The organism is Sphingobacterium sp. BS-2, assembly GCF_046161205.1.
GTDB classification, from domain to species: domain Bacteria; phylum Bacteroidota; class Bacteroidia; order Sphingobacteriales; family Sphingobacteriaceae; genus Sphingobacterium; species Sphingobacterium mizutaii.
The window spans coordinates 98,745-116,635 of record NZ_JBIXGO010000018.1 but is presented as its reverse complement, the minus strand read 5'-3'; the positions used below and the strand labels follow the sequence as shown (position 1 = coordinate 116,635).

Below are 17,891 nucleotides of genomic sequence, written 5' to 3'. Positions count from 1 at the left end.
ACTTTTGCTAATTGTAATTTAGTTATTCGATTTATATCGATGGTATTCTTCTCTCAATTCTTCATATCTTCTTTTCCAATCCTCTGGAGTACGTTCAGATATATTCTTCAGTTTCTTCAATTGGAAGGCTAGGATACAGGAAGCAAATCCCGCGGAAATAATGGCCATCCCTGTCCAAATCACGATGGTCAAGCCCGCAAATACAGGATTCCATAATAGGATAAAGCTAAATATCACCCCCAATATGGAGAATAATAAGATCCAGCCCCAATTCTTGACTCCATATTGTTTCAGGTCCAGAGCAACCGAAAGGTACTGCACTGATTTAAACATCACGAAGAACCCGATTACAAAGGGTAGGGTGGCTAATGAGATAGCAGGATTGCTCAATAATAGCAGACCAAACAAAGTGTTCAAAATTCCACCCGCCAAATACCATCCCCATCCTTCAATTTCATTCTTGTTGTTTAGGGAGAATATAATTTCCATCACACCAGAAAATAAAAAAGAAATGCTGAACACGAATGATAAAGCTAAATAAGAAGTAACAGGGGTAGCAAGCACATAAAATCCTAAAATAACAAGTAGGATCCCTACGATCAATGGGAGATACCATTGTTTTACGGCAGTTCTAATGGTTTTAAGAAAGTTTTCCATGATTTATAAGTTACGTAGCATGATAATCCGGATTTATTAATATATCCTAATACAACTCAAATTTCATTAAGTTTTCTCTATTTATAAACATTTATGACGAGTGTCATTTATTAGCTATCCGCAATCTAAAAAGAGGTTAACGAATTTTCTTTTCAAACAAATAATGGTTGTGGCTGTTTATGTTTAAAAGGAGTAAACATGAAAAAACTATTGATATTAGGTTCGGCCCTGTTAATGTTGGCCTGCAATAATCAGAACAAACAAAATGCAAACAGTGGGGACAGTGCTGTGGCAGATGGTTCCACTCAAGGTCCAATTCCAGCAAATAACCCTGCAGATGTTTTACCTCATACTGCCAAGCAGTTTATCGAGGACCATTTCCCTAATGCCAGCATTCAGCATGTTGAAAATAAACAAAGTCCAGTAACTGATGGGACCGTTTTTGATGTGGATCTTTCAGATAACACAGAAATTGATTTTGATAAAGACGGGGAATGGAGAGAAATCAGTACTAAAGGGGATGTAGTGGTACCTATGGCGGTATTACCTTCATCTGTACAGGAATATATCAATGCCAATTATGCTGGGCAGACCATTAAATCAATCGATAAGGAAATCGATGTAATGGCAGTAGAGTTGAAAAATGATACCGATTTAGTATTTGATCTCGATGGAAAATTCTTGAGAGTCGATAAATAGAAGTTTTAGTCTAATAATAAAGCCCCCGTACAAATTGTGCGAGGGCTTCTTTATTTTAATATCTGAGGTTCTTAGCCTAAGCTTTTCAAGCTTTCTTCCAATATCTGGATTTTAGCTTCTGCATCTGCCTTTTTGTTTTTCTCGTTCTCCACGATTTCAGGCTTTGCATTCTGCACAAATCGTTCATTCGATAATTTCTTGTCAACGGAAATCAAGAATCCTTTTAAGTATTCGATCTCTTTACTGATCCTTTCTTTTTCTGCATCAACATCGATGTTGTTTTCCAAGGCAACATAACATTCGTCTTTTCCTGCAAGGAAGCTCACCGCTCCACTTACTTTTTCTTTTACAAAGCTTAACTCTTCAATGTTCGCTAGTTTTTTGATGCTGTCTTGGTATCGACTGTAATCAATATTTGTCGCATTGATCGCTAATGGAAGAGCAATCTTAGGCGATAAACCTTTAGAATTCCTGATATTACGTACCTCAGAGATGATCTGCTGAACGATTGCAAATTCTTTGATGATGTTCTCGTCGAATGCCTGAACCTTAGGGAAATCAGCTACGATGATGCAGTCCTTATCCGTACGGGTTCCAAAGATCTCGTCATGCCATAACTCTTCCGTAATGAAAGGCATAAATGGATGAGCTAATTTTAGGACCTTTTGGAATAGACCTTTAACAGTTTCGTAAGTTTCTTTTTCAATTGGAGCCTGATAAGCTGGTTTTACCAGTTCAAGGTACCATGAACAGAAATCATCCCAGATCAACTTATAAGTTGCCATCAAGGCATCTGAAAGTCTGTAATTCGCAAAATGTTCCTCTATTTCTACCAATGCTTGGTTAAAGCGAGATTCAAACCATTTCGCAGACATCTTTTGCGATGCTGTTGCTTCCTGATCTACCACTTCCCAACCTTTTACCAATCGGAAGGCATTCCAGATCTTATTAGCGAAATTTCTTCCCTGTTCACAATATGAAACATCAAACATTAGGTCATTTCCAGCAGGGGAGGATAGGAGCATCCCTACACGAACCCCATCGGTACCATATTGTTCCATCAATTCGATTGGATCAGGCGAGTTTCCTAATGATTTCGACATCTTGCGCCCCAATTTATCCCTCACGATACCTGTAAGATATACATTACGGAATGGAGGTTTCTGCGTATAATCATGACCCATAATGATCATGCGGGCAACCCAGAAAAACAAGATTTCCGGAGCTGTCACTAGATCATTCGTTGGGTAATAATATTTAAAGTCAGGGTTTTCTGGGTTTCTCACACCATCAAAAACCGACATCGGCCATAGACCGGATGAAAACCAAGTGTCTAATACATCATCTTCCTGACGGATACCCGCAGTAGATTTTCCAGTATTTTCAAATTCAGCGATGGCTTCTGCCTCCGTTTTTGCAATTACCCATTCATTCTTCTCATTGAACCATGCTGGAATGCGCTGCCCCCACCATAATTGACGGGAGATACACCAATCTTTCACATTTTCCATCCAATGCTTGTAGGAAGCAAAGAATTTCTCAGGAATTAATTTAATGGTGCCATCCTCAACATATTCCAAGGCTGGTTTAGCAAGTTTGTCCATCTTCAAGAACCATTGCATCGATAGCTTTGGTTCAATGGCTGCATTTGTACGTTCCGAGAAACCTACTTGCGATTTATAATCCTCGATCTTTTCGATCTGGCCTGCTTCTTCTAATAAGGTTGCTACCTTTTTACGGGCGATAAAACGATCCTCACCAACCAAGATTTGAGCTTTCTCATTTAATGTACCGTTATCATTCAAGATATCGATGACCTCCAGATTATGTTTCTGGCCTAATTCATAGTCATTCAAATCATGGGCAGGAGTAACCTTCAGACATCCTGTACCAAATTCCATCTCCACATATTCATCTTGGATGATCGGAATTTCACGGTTGATCAATGGAACCAATACCGTTTTTCCTTGCAGATGTTTATAGCGCTCGTCCAATGGATTGATACAGATTGCTGTATCCGCCATAATGGTCTCCGGACGCGTTGTGGCAATAATCACATGTTCATCTGAATCCTTGATTTTATAACGAACGTAATAAAGCTTTTGGTTGACCTCTTTACGGATTACTTCTTCATCAGAAAGGGCTGTTTTTCCTTCTGGATCCCAGTTTACCATACGGATACCACGGTAGATATAGCCTTCTTTGTAAAATTTGATGAAGGTATCGATCACCGCTTCAGAAAGATCAGGGTCCATTGTGAATTTGGTCCTTTCCCAATCACATGAAGCTCCCAGCTTTTCCAATTGCTTCAAGATGATACCACCGTATTTTTCTTTCCATTCCCAAGCATATTTCAAGAATTCATCACGGCTGATGGATGTTTTCTCAATGCCTTTTTCTTTCAACATAGCAACGACTTTCGCCTCAGTAGCAATGGATGCATGGTCCGTTCCCGGAACCCAACAGGCATTTTTGCCTTGCATACGTGCACGACGGATCAACACATCCTGAATGGTGTTGTTCAACATATGGCCCATGTGAAGGACCCCAGTGACGTTTGGAGGGGGCATGACAATGGTGTATGGCTCACGCTCATCTGGTACCGAACGGAAAAATCCATTTGACATCCAGTAGGAATACCACTTCTCTTCAGCTTCTTTTGGATTGTACGTTTTTGCTATGCTCATTATATTCTTAATGTTCTAAAAGGTTACAAAAATACGCATTTAATGCCTTATTTCCCACTTGCTAACCGTAAATAAATATGCTGTGTTTACTAATTGAAAAATTAATGTTAATTAACTGTTACTATCTCTAATTAAATGTAAATTTGGCGATTGAATTTTTTTTATGACATGAAGAATGTTATTAAAGATTTAAGGGGTTTCTTCTTCTATTTTGGCTATTGGCTGTTGATGAGCTTCTTGGATCGCCTTATTTTCCTAGTTTCGTTCAACGATAAAGTCAATTTTTCCAATTTTAAGGATGTATTGAGAATTTTCTACCATGGATTGCCACTTGATTTTTCTGTGGTCTCTTATATCTGTGTACTTCCTTTTTTAGGGTACCTCGTTTTAAACCACTATTCCAATGAAATCTTAAAGAGAAAACTGCTCAATGCCTATACCTTTGTCGTTTTGATCTTTTATCAGATCATCACCTTTGCCAATGTCAATATCTATAGGGAATGGGGGGATAAGATTTCAAAAAGGGCTATTGATGCCATTGCCGAAGATGCTGCAGGAGCAGCGGCCTCCGCGGAATCAACACCCATCTTAATCCCTGTTTTGGGTATCGTCCTATTGACTGCCGGAGGGTATTGGCTTTACCTCAGGCTATTCAAGTCCGTTCATTTTCCCAAGAAATTAGTGTGGTGGAAATTGGGAATCCAATTTTTCATCGGAGGACTGTTCCTATTCGGATTTATCCGTGGTGGATTTGGAAGAGCTCCATTGAACCCTAGTAAAGCTTATTTTTCTTCTAACACTTTCTATAACCATGCTGCGGTCAATACACATTACGCCTTGTTGCGTGAGTATTTTACGAGGAACCAACGTATGCGTTCGCCTTATAAATATTTCCCAAGCAATGCAGAAGCCAAAGCTCTGATAGCTCCAGCTTTTACTGAAGTGGCAGATTCAAGTTTCAATATCTTGAAAACTAAAAAGCCTAATGTGGTCGTCCTTGTCTTGGAAAGTTTTGTCGCTGATCTGATCCATTCTATGGGTGGTGAAAAAGGTATTACACCCCATTTTGAAGAATTGATTTCCCAAGGTCTATTTTTTGATCAGATCTATTCGGCATCTGATCGATCTGATAAAGGTATCGTGGGTATTTTCAGTGGGTTTCCGGCACAAGGTCCCGAAAGCATTATAAAATACATCGATAAGCATGAAAATATGCCTGCAATAGGCCAAGAGTTTCATAATGCAGGTTATAAGACGTCTTTTTACCATGGTGGACAGAGTGAGTTCTACAATTTTAAGTCCTATATGTTAGCCCATGGTATTGATAAGGTTGTTGATATCATGAACTTCAACCCCTTATTGCCTAGAACTTCTTGGGGAGTTTATGACCATGTTGTATTTGAAAGAATGATAGAAGATCTGGATGATGTAGATCAGCCTTTCTTTTCCAGTATTTTTACTTTGGTCAACCATGAACCTTTCGAACTATATGATGAATATAAATTCGGGAAGGACAATAATGTAAACAAATTCAAGAGTACCGCATATTATACCGATCAGGCCATCCATGAATTTTTGGAAGCTGCAAAAACCAAAGATTGGTACAAAAACACCTTGTTTGTCCTGGTTGCCGACCATGGCCACCGATTGCCAACTGAAAAATGGGACATAAGTAGACCCCAGCGTTTTCATATCCCGCTCTTGTTTTTCGGTGAACCTATTAAAGCGGAATACCGAGGAAAAAAAATAAACAAGATTGGAAATCAAACCGATCTTGCCAAATCCCTGTTAAATCAATTAAATCTGCCTACTGATCGTTATCGTTGGAGCCGCGATCTATTCAACAGTAGTTTTCCGGAGATTGCATTTTATAATTCAAAAGATGCTTTTGGCGTGATCAACAAAGATGAAGTTATCTCCTACGACCGTGTAGGAAATAGAATAAACTTTAATTCCAACGAACAATATCCGAAGGAAAAAGCTGATAGCCTATTGAATATGGCAAAGGCATACTACCAAGAGGTATATGAAGACTTTATGAAATACTAATATGATCAAGTTAAAAGGATGGTTTGGACCTTATTTGGCATTGGCAATACGACTTGTTTTGATGCTCTTGCTCTATGGAATCCTTAGGCTCGGGTTCTATGGGTTCAATATGGCCCAATTTCCTCAAGTATCCTTTTCTGAATTGATGTATATGATGGCTGGAGGGGTGAAATTTGATATTGTCGCCCTGCTATACATCAATATCCTTTATATCCTGCTAGTTTCTTTTCCGGTTCCTTTTAAATACAATCCTCTATTTTCTAAAATTAGCAAATGGGTCTTTGTCGTTTCTAATAGCATTGGAATTGCTCTTAACTTGGTGGATTTCGCCTATTATCCATTTACCTTAAAACGGACTACAGGTACTGTTTTCGGTCAATTCGCCCATGAGGAAAATCTTGGAAAGTTGTTCTTGGACTTTGGTCTGGAATACTGGTACCTGGTGTTTTTCTTTGTTCTGATTGTTTGGGGACTGATCAAACTTTATGACCTAGTCCAAGTTGAAAAACCGGCGGTCTTCAATTGGAAGTTCTATTCGGTACAGCTGCTGCTGCTCTTGACGGTAGCCTTCCTGTTTGTGGGCGGTGTCCGTGGTGGCTGGGCACATAGCACTCGACCGATCACTTTGAGCAATGCTGGAGATTATGTGAAGTCTCCTGAAGAAATGAATATTGTGCTCAATACTCCTTTTTCGATTCTTAAGACCTTAAAGGCTGTAAGTCTCAAGGAAGAACATTTCTTTTCTGACCAAGAGCTTAATGCCATGTATCCGGTGGTCCATCAACCAAAGGATTCAGCACAGTTTAAAAAATTGAATGTAGTAATGTTGATATTGGAGAGCTTTGGAAAAGAGCATATAGGCTTCTTCAATAGGGACCTGGAAAATGGAACTTACAAAGGCTATACGCCTTTCTTAGACTCTTTGATTGAACAATCCTATACTTTTACCAGATCTTATGCCAACGGTCGTAAATCCATCGATGCGCTGCCTTCTGTGATCACAGGAATTCCTTCTATTGGAGAGCCTTTTGTCCTTTCGATATATTCTGGGAACAAGACTACTAGTTTGGCCAAGCTGCTTTCAGATGAAGGATATGAAACTTCCTTTTTCCATGGTGCACCGAATGGAAGTATGGGCTTTTCCGCTTATATGCAATTAGCCGGAATCAAGCATTATTATGGTAAAAATGAATACAATAATGATGCAGATTTTGATGGTATTTGGGGTATCTGGGATGAACCCTTTATGCAATATATGGCCAAACAAATGGACCAGATGAAAGAGCCTTTTTTCAGTAGCTTTTTTTCCTTGTCTTCCCATCATCCATTTAAGGTTCCTGAGAAATACGCTGGCAAATTCCCGAAAGGAACCCTGCCATTGCATGAGCCATTGGGCTATGCCGACCATGCCTTAAAGGAATTTTTCCAGACCGCTTCTAAGAGCCCTTGGTACAATAATACGCTGTTCGTGATCTGTGCTGATCATGCCAGTATGAGCCATTTCAAAGAGTACAATACCATGCCTAATTCATTTGCCATCCCGATTGTATTCTACTATCCAGGAGGGGAATTAAAAGGGGTTTCTGATAAACTTGTACAACAGATTGATATTATGCCCACCGTGCTAAACTATCTGCAATATGATAAGCCCTATTTCTCTTTTGGATTTGATGCTTTTGCTCCAGATCGGAATAATTTCGTGGTCAGCAATATTGGCAATATCTATAACTTTTTTATGGGTGATTATTTTATGACCTATGGAGATAAGGAAGTGAAATCGGTCTATAATCTTAAAGCCGATAAGTTTTTAGAACATGATCTTAAGGGAAAGGACCTCCAAGTTCAGGACTCCCTGATGAAACATCTCGAATCCTTTATGCAGCAGTATAACAATCGAATGATCCACAATAAATTGGTAGCAGAGAATTAATCCACGATTGTTTTTCCAAACTTATAACGTAGGGTAAAGACTTGCTGATTGTCCACTTTTCCGGGGGAAAAATGGAAAGAAGCTGTAAATTTCCCTTCTATTTTGTCTGATTTAAATGGCATCCAGCCTAAATCTAATCGATCATAAGTTTTACGATGGTAAAAGGAATCGCCATTCGGTAAGTTCATGGGTTCCCCAAGATATAAAGTGTTGGCAAGAAAGAATCGCTTATAGCCTACATGGATATTGGAGATAAAGCCATTGGCTTTTTGCATGTCATAGACCGATCTGACACGGTCAAAACCCATAGCTGCGCCAGCATCAATGGTCAAGGAGTCAAAAACGGTCTTGTGGCTTAGGTCTACACCTAACCTAAGCATGATCACCGCATTGTCCTGTATATGTTCCTCAATGCTATCATTGCTCGTGAGGGCATTATGGTACATCATCCCATCATTGCGGATATAGAAGCTTCCGATAGCATATTTACCTGAGATTCCAGCTACAAATTGTTCCCTATTCTGATAACCTTGTTTGCTCATCCAATCAATGAAGACTGATTGTTGGAAATTGCGGTTCTTATAGTTGAAATACATCCCTTCGATATTGGGGCGGTCATACATCAAGGTATCCGCTAAAACCATTCGGGGGATATCTTTCAATCGTTCATGCCTAGGCATAAATCCCAAAGCAAAATCAAATTTTTCCGTCTTATAGTTATAATATGCGATAGGGTTCCATCGACTTTTATTTTCCGAATTGATGCCAAACTCCTGGTTAAAATGGGCACCTCCGTATAACCTATGGTTTTTCTCAATCTCAAAATAAAGGTTAGGGGAGATAGTCGCCCCAAAAAAGGTTTTTGGGATCGTGTATTGTGCTCCATATTCCCGATTGTCTGCATATCCGAAGAAATCAATATCTAGGCCAATCTTTTGAGCAAATGTGGAGAAGCTAATGAGGAAAAGCAAAGCTGTAAGGAGTAATCTTGACATGGATACGCGGAAATGGTGCATAGAATAATTTGGAGGTCAACTTATAAAGAATCTGTCAAAAATACAAAAGGTCGCTTAATTATTTTAAGCGACCTTTTGAGAATTATCTGTTTTTGGAATTATACTTCCAATAATAATCTAGCTGGATCTTCTAGCAATTGCTTAACGCGTACCAAGAAGCTTACAGATTCACGACCATCAATAATACGGTGGTCATAAGAAAGAGCGATATACATCATCGGACGGATAACCACTTGACCGTTTTCAGCGATTGGTCTTTGGATAATGTTGTGCATACCTAAGATTGCCGATTGAGGCGCATTGATAATAGGAGTAGACATCATTGAACCAAATACACCACCATTGGTAATGGTAAATGTACCACCAGTCATTTCATCGATTGTCAATTTGTTGTCGCGAGCTTTAGTAGCTAACTCAGCAATTGCTTTCTCGATTTGGTATAGTGCCATAGATTCTGCATTTCTGATCACAGGAACCACTAATCCTTTTGGAGCAGAAACTGCAATTGAAATATCAGCAAAGTCAGAATATACTAATTCGTTTTCTTCGATACGAGCATTTACCGCAGGCCATTCTTTCAATGCAGTGGTCACTGCTTTAGTGAAGAATGACATAAAGCCTAGGCCGATACCATGTTTCTCTTTGAAGGTATCTTTGTATTTAGCACGTAGGTCCATGATAGGTTGCATGTTAACTTCGTTGAAAGTAGTTAACATAGCGGTATCATTTTTAACGGCTACCAAACGCTTTGCGATTGTTTTACGCAATGAGCTCATTTTCTCACGACGTTCTACACGGTCGCCAGCACTTACTGGAGCAGTAGCTGTTACTGCAGCAGCAGGAGCAGCTGGTTTAGATTCCGCTTTCGCTGGAGTTGATTGAGCTTTTTCAGCGTCCTCTTTGGTGATTCTTCCGTCTTTACCTGTTCCTTTGATCGTAGATGGGTCAATTCCTTTTTCTCTTAAGATTTTAGCAGCAGCAGGTGATGCCGTGCCAGCAGCATAAGTTTCAGGACTTTCATCCGCTTCAGCTTGAGCAGGTTTTGACTCCGCTTGAGCAGCTGGAGCTTCCTCTTTTTTCGCTGGAGCGTCGCCAGATCCTGCAGGAGCATCTCCGTCTTCAATAGTACATACTACTGCGCCGATTTCCAGGGTATCACCCTCTTGCGCAATAATACGTAGGATACCCGCTTTTTCTGCCGGTAATTCAAACGTTGCTTTATCAGATTCTAATTCGGCAATGTTCTCGTCCATTTCGACGTAATCACCATCTTGTTTTAGCCATTGGGCCAAGGTTACTTCGGTAATTGATTCACCAACCGAAGGGACTTTGATTTCTAAGCTCATATTTACTTCTTTTAAACCTCCATTAAATATACTATAATATTACAACGGACGGTTAAACATTTTGTTTATTCGAATGATTTATTAATTATTGCTTCTTGTTGTGCCACATGTTTTTTCATGTAACCCGTTGCAGGACTTCCGCTCTCGGTACGTGCAATATAATCCGTGAAATCAAGATCTGTCTTGCGGAAAATACGGCAGTAATAAGGCCATGCACCCATGTTCTCATTTTCTTCCTGAACCCAGATGAATTCCGTCGCTTTTTTGTATTTCGCACGGATCGCCTTGAATTGCTCAGCAGGAGCAGGGTACAATTGCTCAACCCTTACGATAGCTACATCGGTACGTTTGTCTGCTTGTTGTTTCTCCAATAAATCGTAGTAGATCTTTCCTGAACAGAATAATACACGTTTTACTGTCGTTGCTTTTGCGTAGTTATCATCGATTACCTCTTGGAAGTTCTCTTTGGTAAAGTTATCCAGTTTAGAAACCACTTTTGGATGGCGTAATAAACTTTTTGGAGTAAAGACAACCAATGGTTTACGGAAGTCTCTTACCAATTGACGACGCAATAAGTGGAAATAGTTCGCTGGAGTAGTACAGTTTGCAATGATCAGGTTATCATTAGCACATAATTCCAAGAAACGCTCGATACGTCCTGAAGAGTGCTCTGGTCCTTGACCTTCCATACCATGAGGTAACATCATGACCAATCCGTTCGATCTTTTCCATTTAGTTTCTGCACTTGACAAATATTGGTCAACGATGATCTGTGCACCATTGTAGAAGTCACCAAACTGTGCTTCCCAAACGGTCAGTGCTTGTGGGTTTGCCAACGCATAGCCATATTCAAAACCTAAAACTGCATACTCAGAAAGTAAAGAGTTGTAGATGTTGAAACGCTCGCCACCATTTACATTTGCCAATGGAATGTATTTCTCTTCAGAATCTTCCAAAGTAAGGACCGCATGTCTATGGGAGAATGTACCACGTTGAACATCCTGTCCTGAAATACGAACGCGATTGCCTTCATCCAATAAGGTCGCATAAGCCATCAACTCACCCATTGCCCAATCGTAGTTGTCATTTTTAACCATGGCAGCACGATCTTCAAACAATTTAGAAATCTTACGGAAGAATTTCTTGTCTTTCGGCAAAGTAGTGATCTCATTGGCTAATTTCAAGAATTCCTTAGCTGGAACCTTGGTGTCAACCTCTTCATAGTTATCTGCTTTTTTAGCAGCATGTAATCCTTTCCACGCTCCACCGAACATTGGAACTTCTTCGTCCAGTTTGTCCGTTTTCTTAGCGATGTCCAATTGCTCTTGAAGGTAATCCTTAAACTCCTTCTCGGTGTTCTTCACATAGCTCTGGTCAATTGATTTCTCATCCACTAATTTATTAGCATATACATCTTTTGGATTAGGGTGTTTTTCAATTGCCTTGTACAGCAATGGTTGGGTAAATTTAGGCTCATCAGCCTCGTTATGTCCGTAACGACGGTAACATAATAGGTCGATGTAAACGTCAGTTTTATATTTTTGACGGTATTCTACCGCTAAATTAATCGCGTATACTACTGCTTCTGCATCATCACCGTTTACATGGAATACAGGTGAAGAAGAGATTTTTGCGACGTCAGTACAGTAAGTTCCTGAACGTGCATCTTTGTAGTTAGTTGTAAAACCAACTTGGTTGTTGATCACGATATGAATGGTACCACCGGTGCGGTATCCTTCAAGTTTAGACATCTGAGTTACCTCGTATACCACACCTTGACCAGCAATAGCAGCATCCCCATGAATCAAGATCGGCGCAATTTTCGAAGAATCGCCATTGTATTTCATGTCGATTTTCGAACGCGTGATACCTTCAACGATTGGGTCAACGGTTTCTAAGTGCGAAGGGTTAGGTGCTAGGGAAAGGTGGATGGATTTGCCATCCTCTGTAGTCACATCGGATGAATAACCCAAGTGATATTTTACGTCACCACCAAATTGTAATTCTGGATCTTCTTCCGCATACATTTTGCCTTCGAATTCCGAGAAAATGGTTTTGTAAGGTTTTCCCATGATGTTTGCCAATACGTTCAAACGACCACGGTGTGCCATACCAATCATAAATTCTTGGATACCTAAACTTGCACCTTTTTCAATGATGGAATCCAATGCAGGGATTAAGCTTTCTGCACCTTCAAGGGAGAAACGTTTTTGTCCCAAGAATTTTGTTCCCAAGAAACTTTCGAAAATAACCGCACGGTTCAATTTTCTGAAAATGCGTTTCTTTTGGTCAACATCGTAATGAGGTTGGTTTCTATCCGCTTCCATATGGTCTTGCAACCATTTGATTTTTTCAGGGTTACGGATATATTTGAATTCAGCACCAATCGAACGACAGTAGGTGTCCTCGATAAGCTGGCGGATATCTCTTAATTTGGCAGGGCCTAAACCAACTTCCACACCAGCATTGAAAACCGTGTCCATATCAGATTCTGATAGGCCAAAGGTCTCTAATTCTTTGCCAGGGTAGTATTTGCGGCGCTCGCGAACAGGGTTGGTTTGGGTAAATAGGTGACCACGGTCTCTATAACCATGGATCATGTTTAATACGTTGATTTCTTTTAATGCGTGATCAGAAACACCTTCAACTGATTCAACCGAACCACCTTCTGATGTTTGACCAAAGTCAAATCCTTCAAAAAACTTTTGCCAACCAAAATCTACTGAATTTGGGTCAGCTTTGTATGCTTGATATAAACCGTCGATGTAACTCGAATCAGCATTACTCAAAAATGTCAATTTGTCCATGTGGATTGGGGTGATAAAATTTTGCCAAATTTATAAATAATAAACATACTTTTCCGCATTTAATCGATATAAAATACAATGTTTTAGCATGTTTTTTCGTGTATTCTGTTTAAGAAATAAATAATAGTCGATTTTTGATAAACTTTGAGTTTATTATTGTTTTTTCCATAATAATTTAACGTTGAGAAAATGATTTTGTTTATTTCGAAACATACAATCTCTTGGCAAGAACTTGCCAGTCAGCACAAGTATTTTCCTTAGGACTGGTCCCTACAGAAGCCATGTGCGACCAAAAACCATAGGTGGTAGCAGGCGCAAAATCTAAAAGGTGTTCTTCAAAGAAGCTAGCACCTGCAAGCCAGTTGGAGTCTAGCTCTTGTGTAAAATATTTTGAAATCAATCTTCGCTCCGCATAAGTGATATTTCCTGTGCTCAATAATGTTTGGATGGTTTCATCGACTGCTTCTTGGCCAGTATTGGCCGTTTTCCAGTTTGATACCAATTCCTCATCGATCTGTTCCGTATTTTTTTCCTCAGCTTCGATGCCGTTGAGCTTAAAAAATACATTGGGATATTTTTTGAGCATAAAGCGGAAATAGTCTCTCCATAAGAGCATGGTCATCAAGCGCTCATATCTTTTTTTATTTTGGCTTAAAGATGAATTTTGCATCTGATGATACACGTAAATAGGGGACAGGGCACCAATAGCAATATAAGGAGAGACCAATGAAAAATTGTTCAGTCCTTCATAATTGGGATCCAATAAATTTTTTAGTTTTTCTATACCTATATCTTCACCTCCTTCAAAGCCTTGATCACCTAGAGATGCTATTTCCACATCCGAATAGCCCAACTCTTTCAAGCTTGGGATAGCGGTGTTTTCCAAGTGCTGCGGACTTAGGATGTTGCTTGGGGCATCAAGGGGGGTGCGGACTGTACTTTCCCGTTCAATCTTCTTTCTGAAAATATTGAACTTATCAGGGATGTCCTTGATAGGAAAGGGAAGGTCTTCTTTGTGAAAAAGGGTATGGCCGATAAAATGCCGCAGGTTAATTTTGTTTTCCCATAATTCCGCTTCCACGGCCTCCGAGATCTTGGTCTCCCGAGATGCAACTTCCCGATGGTGGAACACTTCTCCAACCTCATATTTTGCACATAGTACAGGAAGGATATCCTCGGGCTTGCCGACAAAAGTCATCAGATCGCTGTCCATTCCTTGAAGTTTCGACTTTAATTGTGCCACAGACTCCAGTAGGAATTGTGCCCTTTTGATGCCGGTATTGTTCTGTTGGAATTTGTTTTTGTGGAAATAACGAGGGTCGAAACAGTAAACTGGGATGATTAAGTCTGATTTGTTTATAGCTTCAATTAAAACCTCATTGTCATGCATTCTTAAATCATTCCTAAACCAAACAAGAACTACTCTTTTACTCATATTATACCCCGAAATGCGTTACTTAACAAATATAGTCTATTATAAGTGAGTGGGGGCATCCCTGACCCGAATTTTTACATGTCAAAGACAATGTGATTTATTGTTAAAATTTATTTGATTTGTAAAATTTTTAGAAACTTTAAACTTTCACAGTTCAATTCTGTTAGCATTAAATAAATCTTATACAAATAAGTGGAGGGAAAATGGAAGTGTTATTGTCAGGTTTGAATTCTTATTTGGGAAAACGAGCCATGAGTAACCTGAGTAGGGAAGATTATAATGTACATGGGATCGTCAGAGACTTGGATTTGTTCAAATCCAAGGTTTTTGAGACGGTGACGGCAACTCTTGATAAGGTCGATTTACTGCGGAGAGGCAAAGAATTTGAAGCCTACAAAATCGAATCAGGAGTCGGCCTTGCCATATATATTACGCATGTTCCAACCTTGGGTGAACTTGTTAACCTTAATTTAGAACTTATTACATTGAAAAACTTCATTGAACTGACCAAGTTAAATGGAGGGAACCGAATCGTCTATATAGCCAGGCTAATGGACAAACCCTTTATTAGGGATATTGAAGCCCTCTTGAAGGCATCCAATATCGCCTATACCATCGTGCTCAAGAACCTGGCGATAGGAAAGGGTAGTGTCCTGGACAAATACATGCATATCTTGATCAACGGAAAGTATCTTCCTTATGACAATACCTTTGCGCACGTTAAATTCAACCCTATTTCATCTTTGGACCTCTTGCGTTGGGTCTATAATGTGGATTGGGAAAAATGTTTCATCAATGAAACCATCGAGATAGGTGGGCCAAGTACCATTACGGTCCAGGAAATCTATCGCTTGTATAAAAAAACCTTGTATCCAAATGCAGAGGTTAAGAGTATTTTAGTGCCTCATTTCATTATGAGTTTGGTCTTTAAAAAAGCCTACCATATCCATAAGGAAGACCTTATCGAATTCAAGCGTTTAATGGAGCGCGAATATCCGATTGACAATACTTCCTGGAAAAACGAAATGCTATTCTCCTTTACCCCCATCGATCAAGTCATTAAGCTCGACCAATAAATTCTTAAACCTTCTTATATTGCCGCTATTAGCTTACATTTGTAGCTAAGCGAGCTATTAAATATGGGATACAAAAGTTTACAAGAATGTGTTGCCGACCTAGAAAACCATGGTCATTTAATTCGTATCAAAGAAGAAGTCGATCCATACCTGGAAATGGCCTCTATCCAGATGCGCGTTTATGATGCCCAAGGTCCGGCCTTATATTTTGAGAATGTCAAAGGATCTAAATTTCCTGCAGTATCAAACCTCTTTGGAACCCTAGAACGATCGCGATTCATGTTCAGGGATACCTTGGACCATGTCAAGAAATTGGTGGATGTTAAGATGAACCCAATATCGGTTTTGAAGAATCCTTTTTCTTATGCAGGTTCTTCCATGGTCGCCTTGGGTGCATTGCCTTGGAAAAAGAAATCTTCAGCGCCTATTCTATACGGACAGACCAAAATATCCGAACTACCACAGATCGTGAACTGGCCTATGGATGGTGGTCCTTTTGTGACCATGCCACAGGTTTATACAGAAGATATCAGCAAACCTGGCATCATGAATGCCAACTTAGGGATGTACAGGATACAACTGGGGGGCAATGACTATATTCAAGACCAAGAAATTGGGCTGCATTATCAGTTGCATCGTGGGATTGGAATCCATCAAACCAAAGCTAATGCATTAGGGAAACCGCTGAAAGTAAGTATTTTCGTTGGGGGTCCTCCCTCACATCCGCTTTCTGCGGTGATGCCTCTTCCAGAAGGCCTTTCTGAAATGATCTTTGCCGGTGCTCTTGGAAACCGTCGCTTCCGCTATTTCTATGATGAGGAAGGATTCTGTATCTCTGCTGATGCAGATTTTGTTATTACAGGTACGGTATATCCAAATGATAATAAACCTGAAGGTCCATTTGGTGATCATATCGGTTATTATTCCTTGCTGCACCCATTCCCATTGATGAAGGTCCATAAAGTGTATCACCGGAAGAATCCTATCTGGTCTTTTACCGTAGTGGGAAGACCTCCGCAAGAGGATACCAGCTTTGGCGCTTTGATCCATGAAATCACAGGCAATGCCATTCCACAACAGATTGGTGGCCTTCATGCAGTGCATGCAGTGGACCCAGCAGGTGTGCACCCGCTGTTGTTCGCTATAGGAAGTGAACGATATACGCCTTATCAAAAAGTGGATCGCCCACAGGAAGTGTTGACCATTGCCAACCAGATTCTAGGAACCAATCAACTTAGTCTGGCAAAATATCTATTTATATCCGCCTTTGAGGATAACCCTCAGCTGGATATCCATAGCATCAAAGATTTCTTTACGCATATCTTTGAAAGGATTGATCTAAGCAGGGATTTGCACTTTCAGACCAATACAACCATCGATACCCTGGATTATACCGGTGATGGTTTAAATGCGGGATCAAAAGTGACCTTTGCAGCTGTTGGGGATGTAAAAAGAAAATTAATTACGGAATATCCAAGTGCATTGGAACTGCCAAGACCTTTCAACCAAGGAAAATTAGCTTTGCCGGGGATTCTTGTTGTAGACGGGAAGGACTTTACCAGCTATGAAGAAGAAGCCAAAGTGCTGGAAGATTGGTGTGCAGCGGCAAAAGATAAAAACTGGGAAGGAATCCAGCTCATTGTCTTGGCAGATGATGCCGCATTTACTGCAGAGAATGAAAATAATTTTGTTTGGGTTACATTCACTAAATCCAATCCTTCCTACGATATTTATGGTATTGATAGTTTTATCAGCCATAAACACTGGGGCTGTCATGGCCCTGTGATCATTGATGCGAGAAGAAAACCTCATCATGCCCCTGATCTGATCAAAGACCCGGCGGTAGAGAAAAGGGTAGATCAACTGGCCGCGAAAGGTGGATCACTGCACGGTATATACTAAAAGAAATAATCAAATATTATAAACAAGGTTGCCCCATCAGGCAGCCTTGTTTTGCTTTCTATAGCAAGCCATAATTCTTGCCTCCCCTAAAAAATCTCATTCTTCTTTTTTTGTGCGTTTGGTTTCGACCTTATTCGAGCCACGTTCCGAATTTTCCGAATATGTCTCGAATAAGGTCAAACTGAGAGTCGAAGCCTTTTCAGCTGGACAGCCGAATGAAAATCCAAATTTATTTTAGCCTGTCAACCAGAATTGTTGAAAATATATTTTTGATGTGATTTTCAATA

The 17,891-nt window shown here is 40.0% G+C and carries 11 protein-coding genes; 5 read left to right on the top strand and 6 right to left on the bottom strand.

Going from position 1 to position 17,891, the window contains the following annotated elements:
* Nucleotides 1-18: 18 nt before the first annotated feature.
* Nucleotides 19-657 carry an HdeD family acid-resistance protein gene (locus ACK2WI_RS10790; protein WP_409150768.1) on the bottom strand — a complete coding sequence of 213 codons (639 nt, stop codon included), beginning with the start codon at nucleotides 655-657 and terminating at the stop codon, nucleotides 19-21.
* 198 nt (nucleotides 658-855) lie between these two features.
* On the opposite strand from ACK2WI_RS10790, the gene ACK2WI_RS10785 reads away from it, so the two are divergent.
* Nucleotides 856-1,356, top strand: coding sequence for a PepSY-like domain-containing protein (locus tag ACK2WI_RS10785; RefSeq protein WP_409150766.1), 501 nt, complete (start codon nucleotides 856-858; stop codon nucleotides 1,354-1,356).
* Nucleotides 1,357-1,427: 71 nt separating this feature from the next.
* Here the strand turns inward: ACK2WI_RS10785 and ACK2WI_RS10780 are convergent, their stop codons facing one another.
* Nucleotides 1,428-4,043: a valine--tRNA ligase gene (locus ACK2WI_RS10780; RefSeq protein WP_409150764.1), complete on the bottom strand. Its 2,616-nt coding sequence runs from the start codon at nucleotides 4,041-4,043 to the stop codon at nucleotides 1,428-1,430.
* 168 nt (nucleotides 4,044-4,211) lie between these two features.
* Here ACK2WI_RS10780 and ACK2WI_RS10775 point away from each other — a divergent pair, with 168 nt between their 5' ends.
* Together ACK2WI_RS10775 and ACK2WI_RS10770 are read left to right on the top strand one after the other, a co-directional pair.
* Nucleotides 4,212-6,092 carry an LTA synthase family protein gene (locus ACK2WI_RS10775; RefSeq protein WP_409150762.1) on the top strand — a complete coding sequence of 627 codons (1,881 nt, stop codon included), beginning with the start codon at nucleotides 4,212-4,214 and terminating at the stop codon, nucleotides 6,090-6,092.
* Between the two features lies 1 nt (nucleotide 6,093).
* Entirely contained in the window at nucleotides 6,094-8,022 is a 1,929-nt protein-coding gene (locus ACK2WI_RS10770) for an LTA synthase family protein (protein ID WP_409150760.1), read from the top strand.
* On the opposite strand, the gene ACK2WI_RS10765 is transcribed toward ACK2WI_RS10770, so the two are convergent.
* The 4 genes from ACK2WI_RS10765 to ACK2WI_RS10750 all read right to left on the bottom strand — a co-directional run bounded on the left by ACK2WI_RS10765 (nucleotide 8,019) and on the right by ACK2WI_RS10750 (nucleotide 14,626).
* Entirely contained in the window at nucleotides 8,019-9,017 is a 999-nt protein-coding gene (locus tag ACK2WI_RS10765; RefSeq protein ID WP_409150759.1) for a hypothetical protein, read from the bottom strand. The two genes, ACK2WI_RS10770 and ACK2WI_RS10765, sit on opposite strands and share 4 nt — an antisense overlap.
* Nucleotides 9,018-9,136: 119 nt before the next feature.
* Nucleotides 9,137-10,384, bottom strand: coding sequence for a 2-oxoglutarate dehydrogenase complex dihydrolipoyllysine-residue succinyltransferase (gene odhB, locus ACK2WI_RS10760; protein WP_409150758.1), 1,248 nt, complete (start codon nucleotides 10,382-10,384; stop codon nucleotides 9,137-9,139).
* Between the two features lie 65 nt (nucleotides 10,385-10,449).
* Nucleotides 10,450-13,191 (bottom strand): 2-oxoglutarate dehydrogenase E1 component, encoded by a 2,742-nt coding sequence (locus ACK2WI_RS10755; RefSeq protein ID WP_409150757.1) that lies wholly within the window; start codon nucleotides 13,189-13,191, stop codon nucleotides 10,450-10,452.
* A 199-nt stretch (nucleotides 13,192-13,390) separates the two neighbouring features.
* A complete protein-coding gene (locus tag ACK2WI_RS10750; RefSeq protein WP_409150755.1) occupies nucleotides 13,391-14,626 on the bottom strand; it encodes a deoxyribodipyrimidine photo-lyase in 1,236 nt (411 codons plus the stop codon).
* Between the two features lie 203 nt (nucleotides 14,627-14,829).
* Here ACK2WI_RS10750 and ACK2WI_RS10745 point away from each other — a divergent pair, with 203 nt between their 5' ends.
* Together ACK2WI_RS10745 and ACK2WI_RS10740 are read left to right on the top strand one after the other, a co-directional pair.
* On the top strand, nucleotides 14,830-15,702 hold the full coding sequence (locus tag ACK2WI_RS10745) for a hypothetical protein (RefSeq protein WP_409150754.1): 873 nt from the start codon (nucleotides 14,830-14,832) through the stop codon (nucleotides 15,700-15,702).
* 63 nt (nucleotides 15,703-15,765) lie between these two features.
* A complete protein-coding gene (locus ACK2WI_RS10740) occupies nucleotides 15,766-17,604 on the top strand; it encodes a UbiD family decarboxylase (protein ID WP_409150753.1) in 1,839 nt (612 codons plus the stop codon).
* Nucleotides 17,605-17,891: the final 287 nt, after the last annotated feature.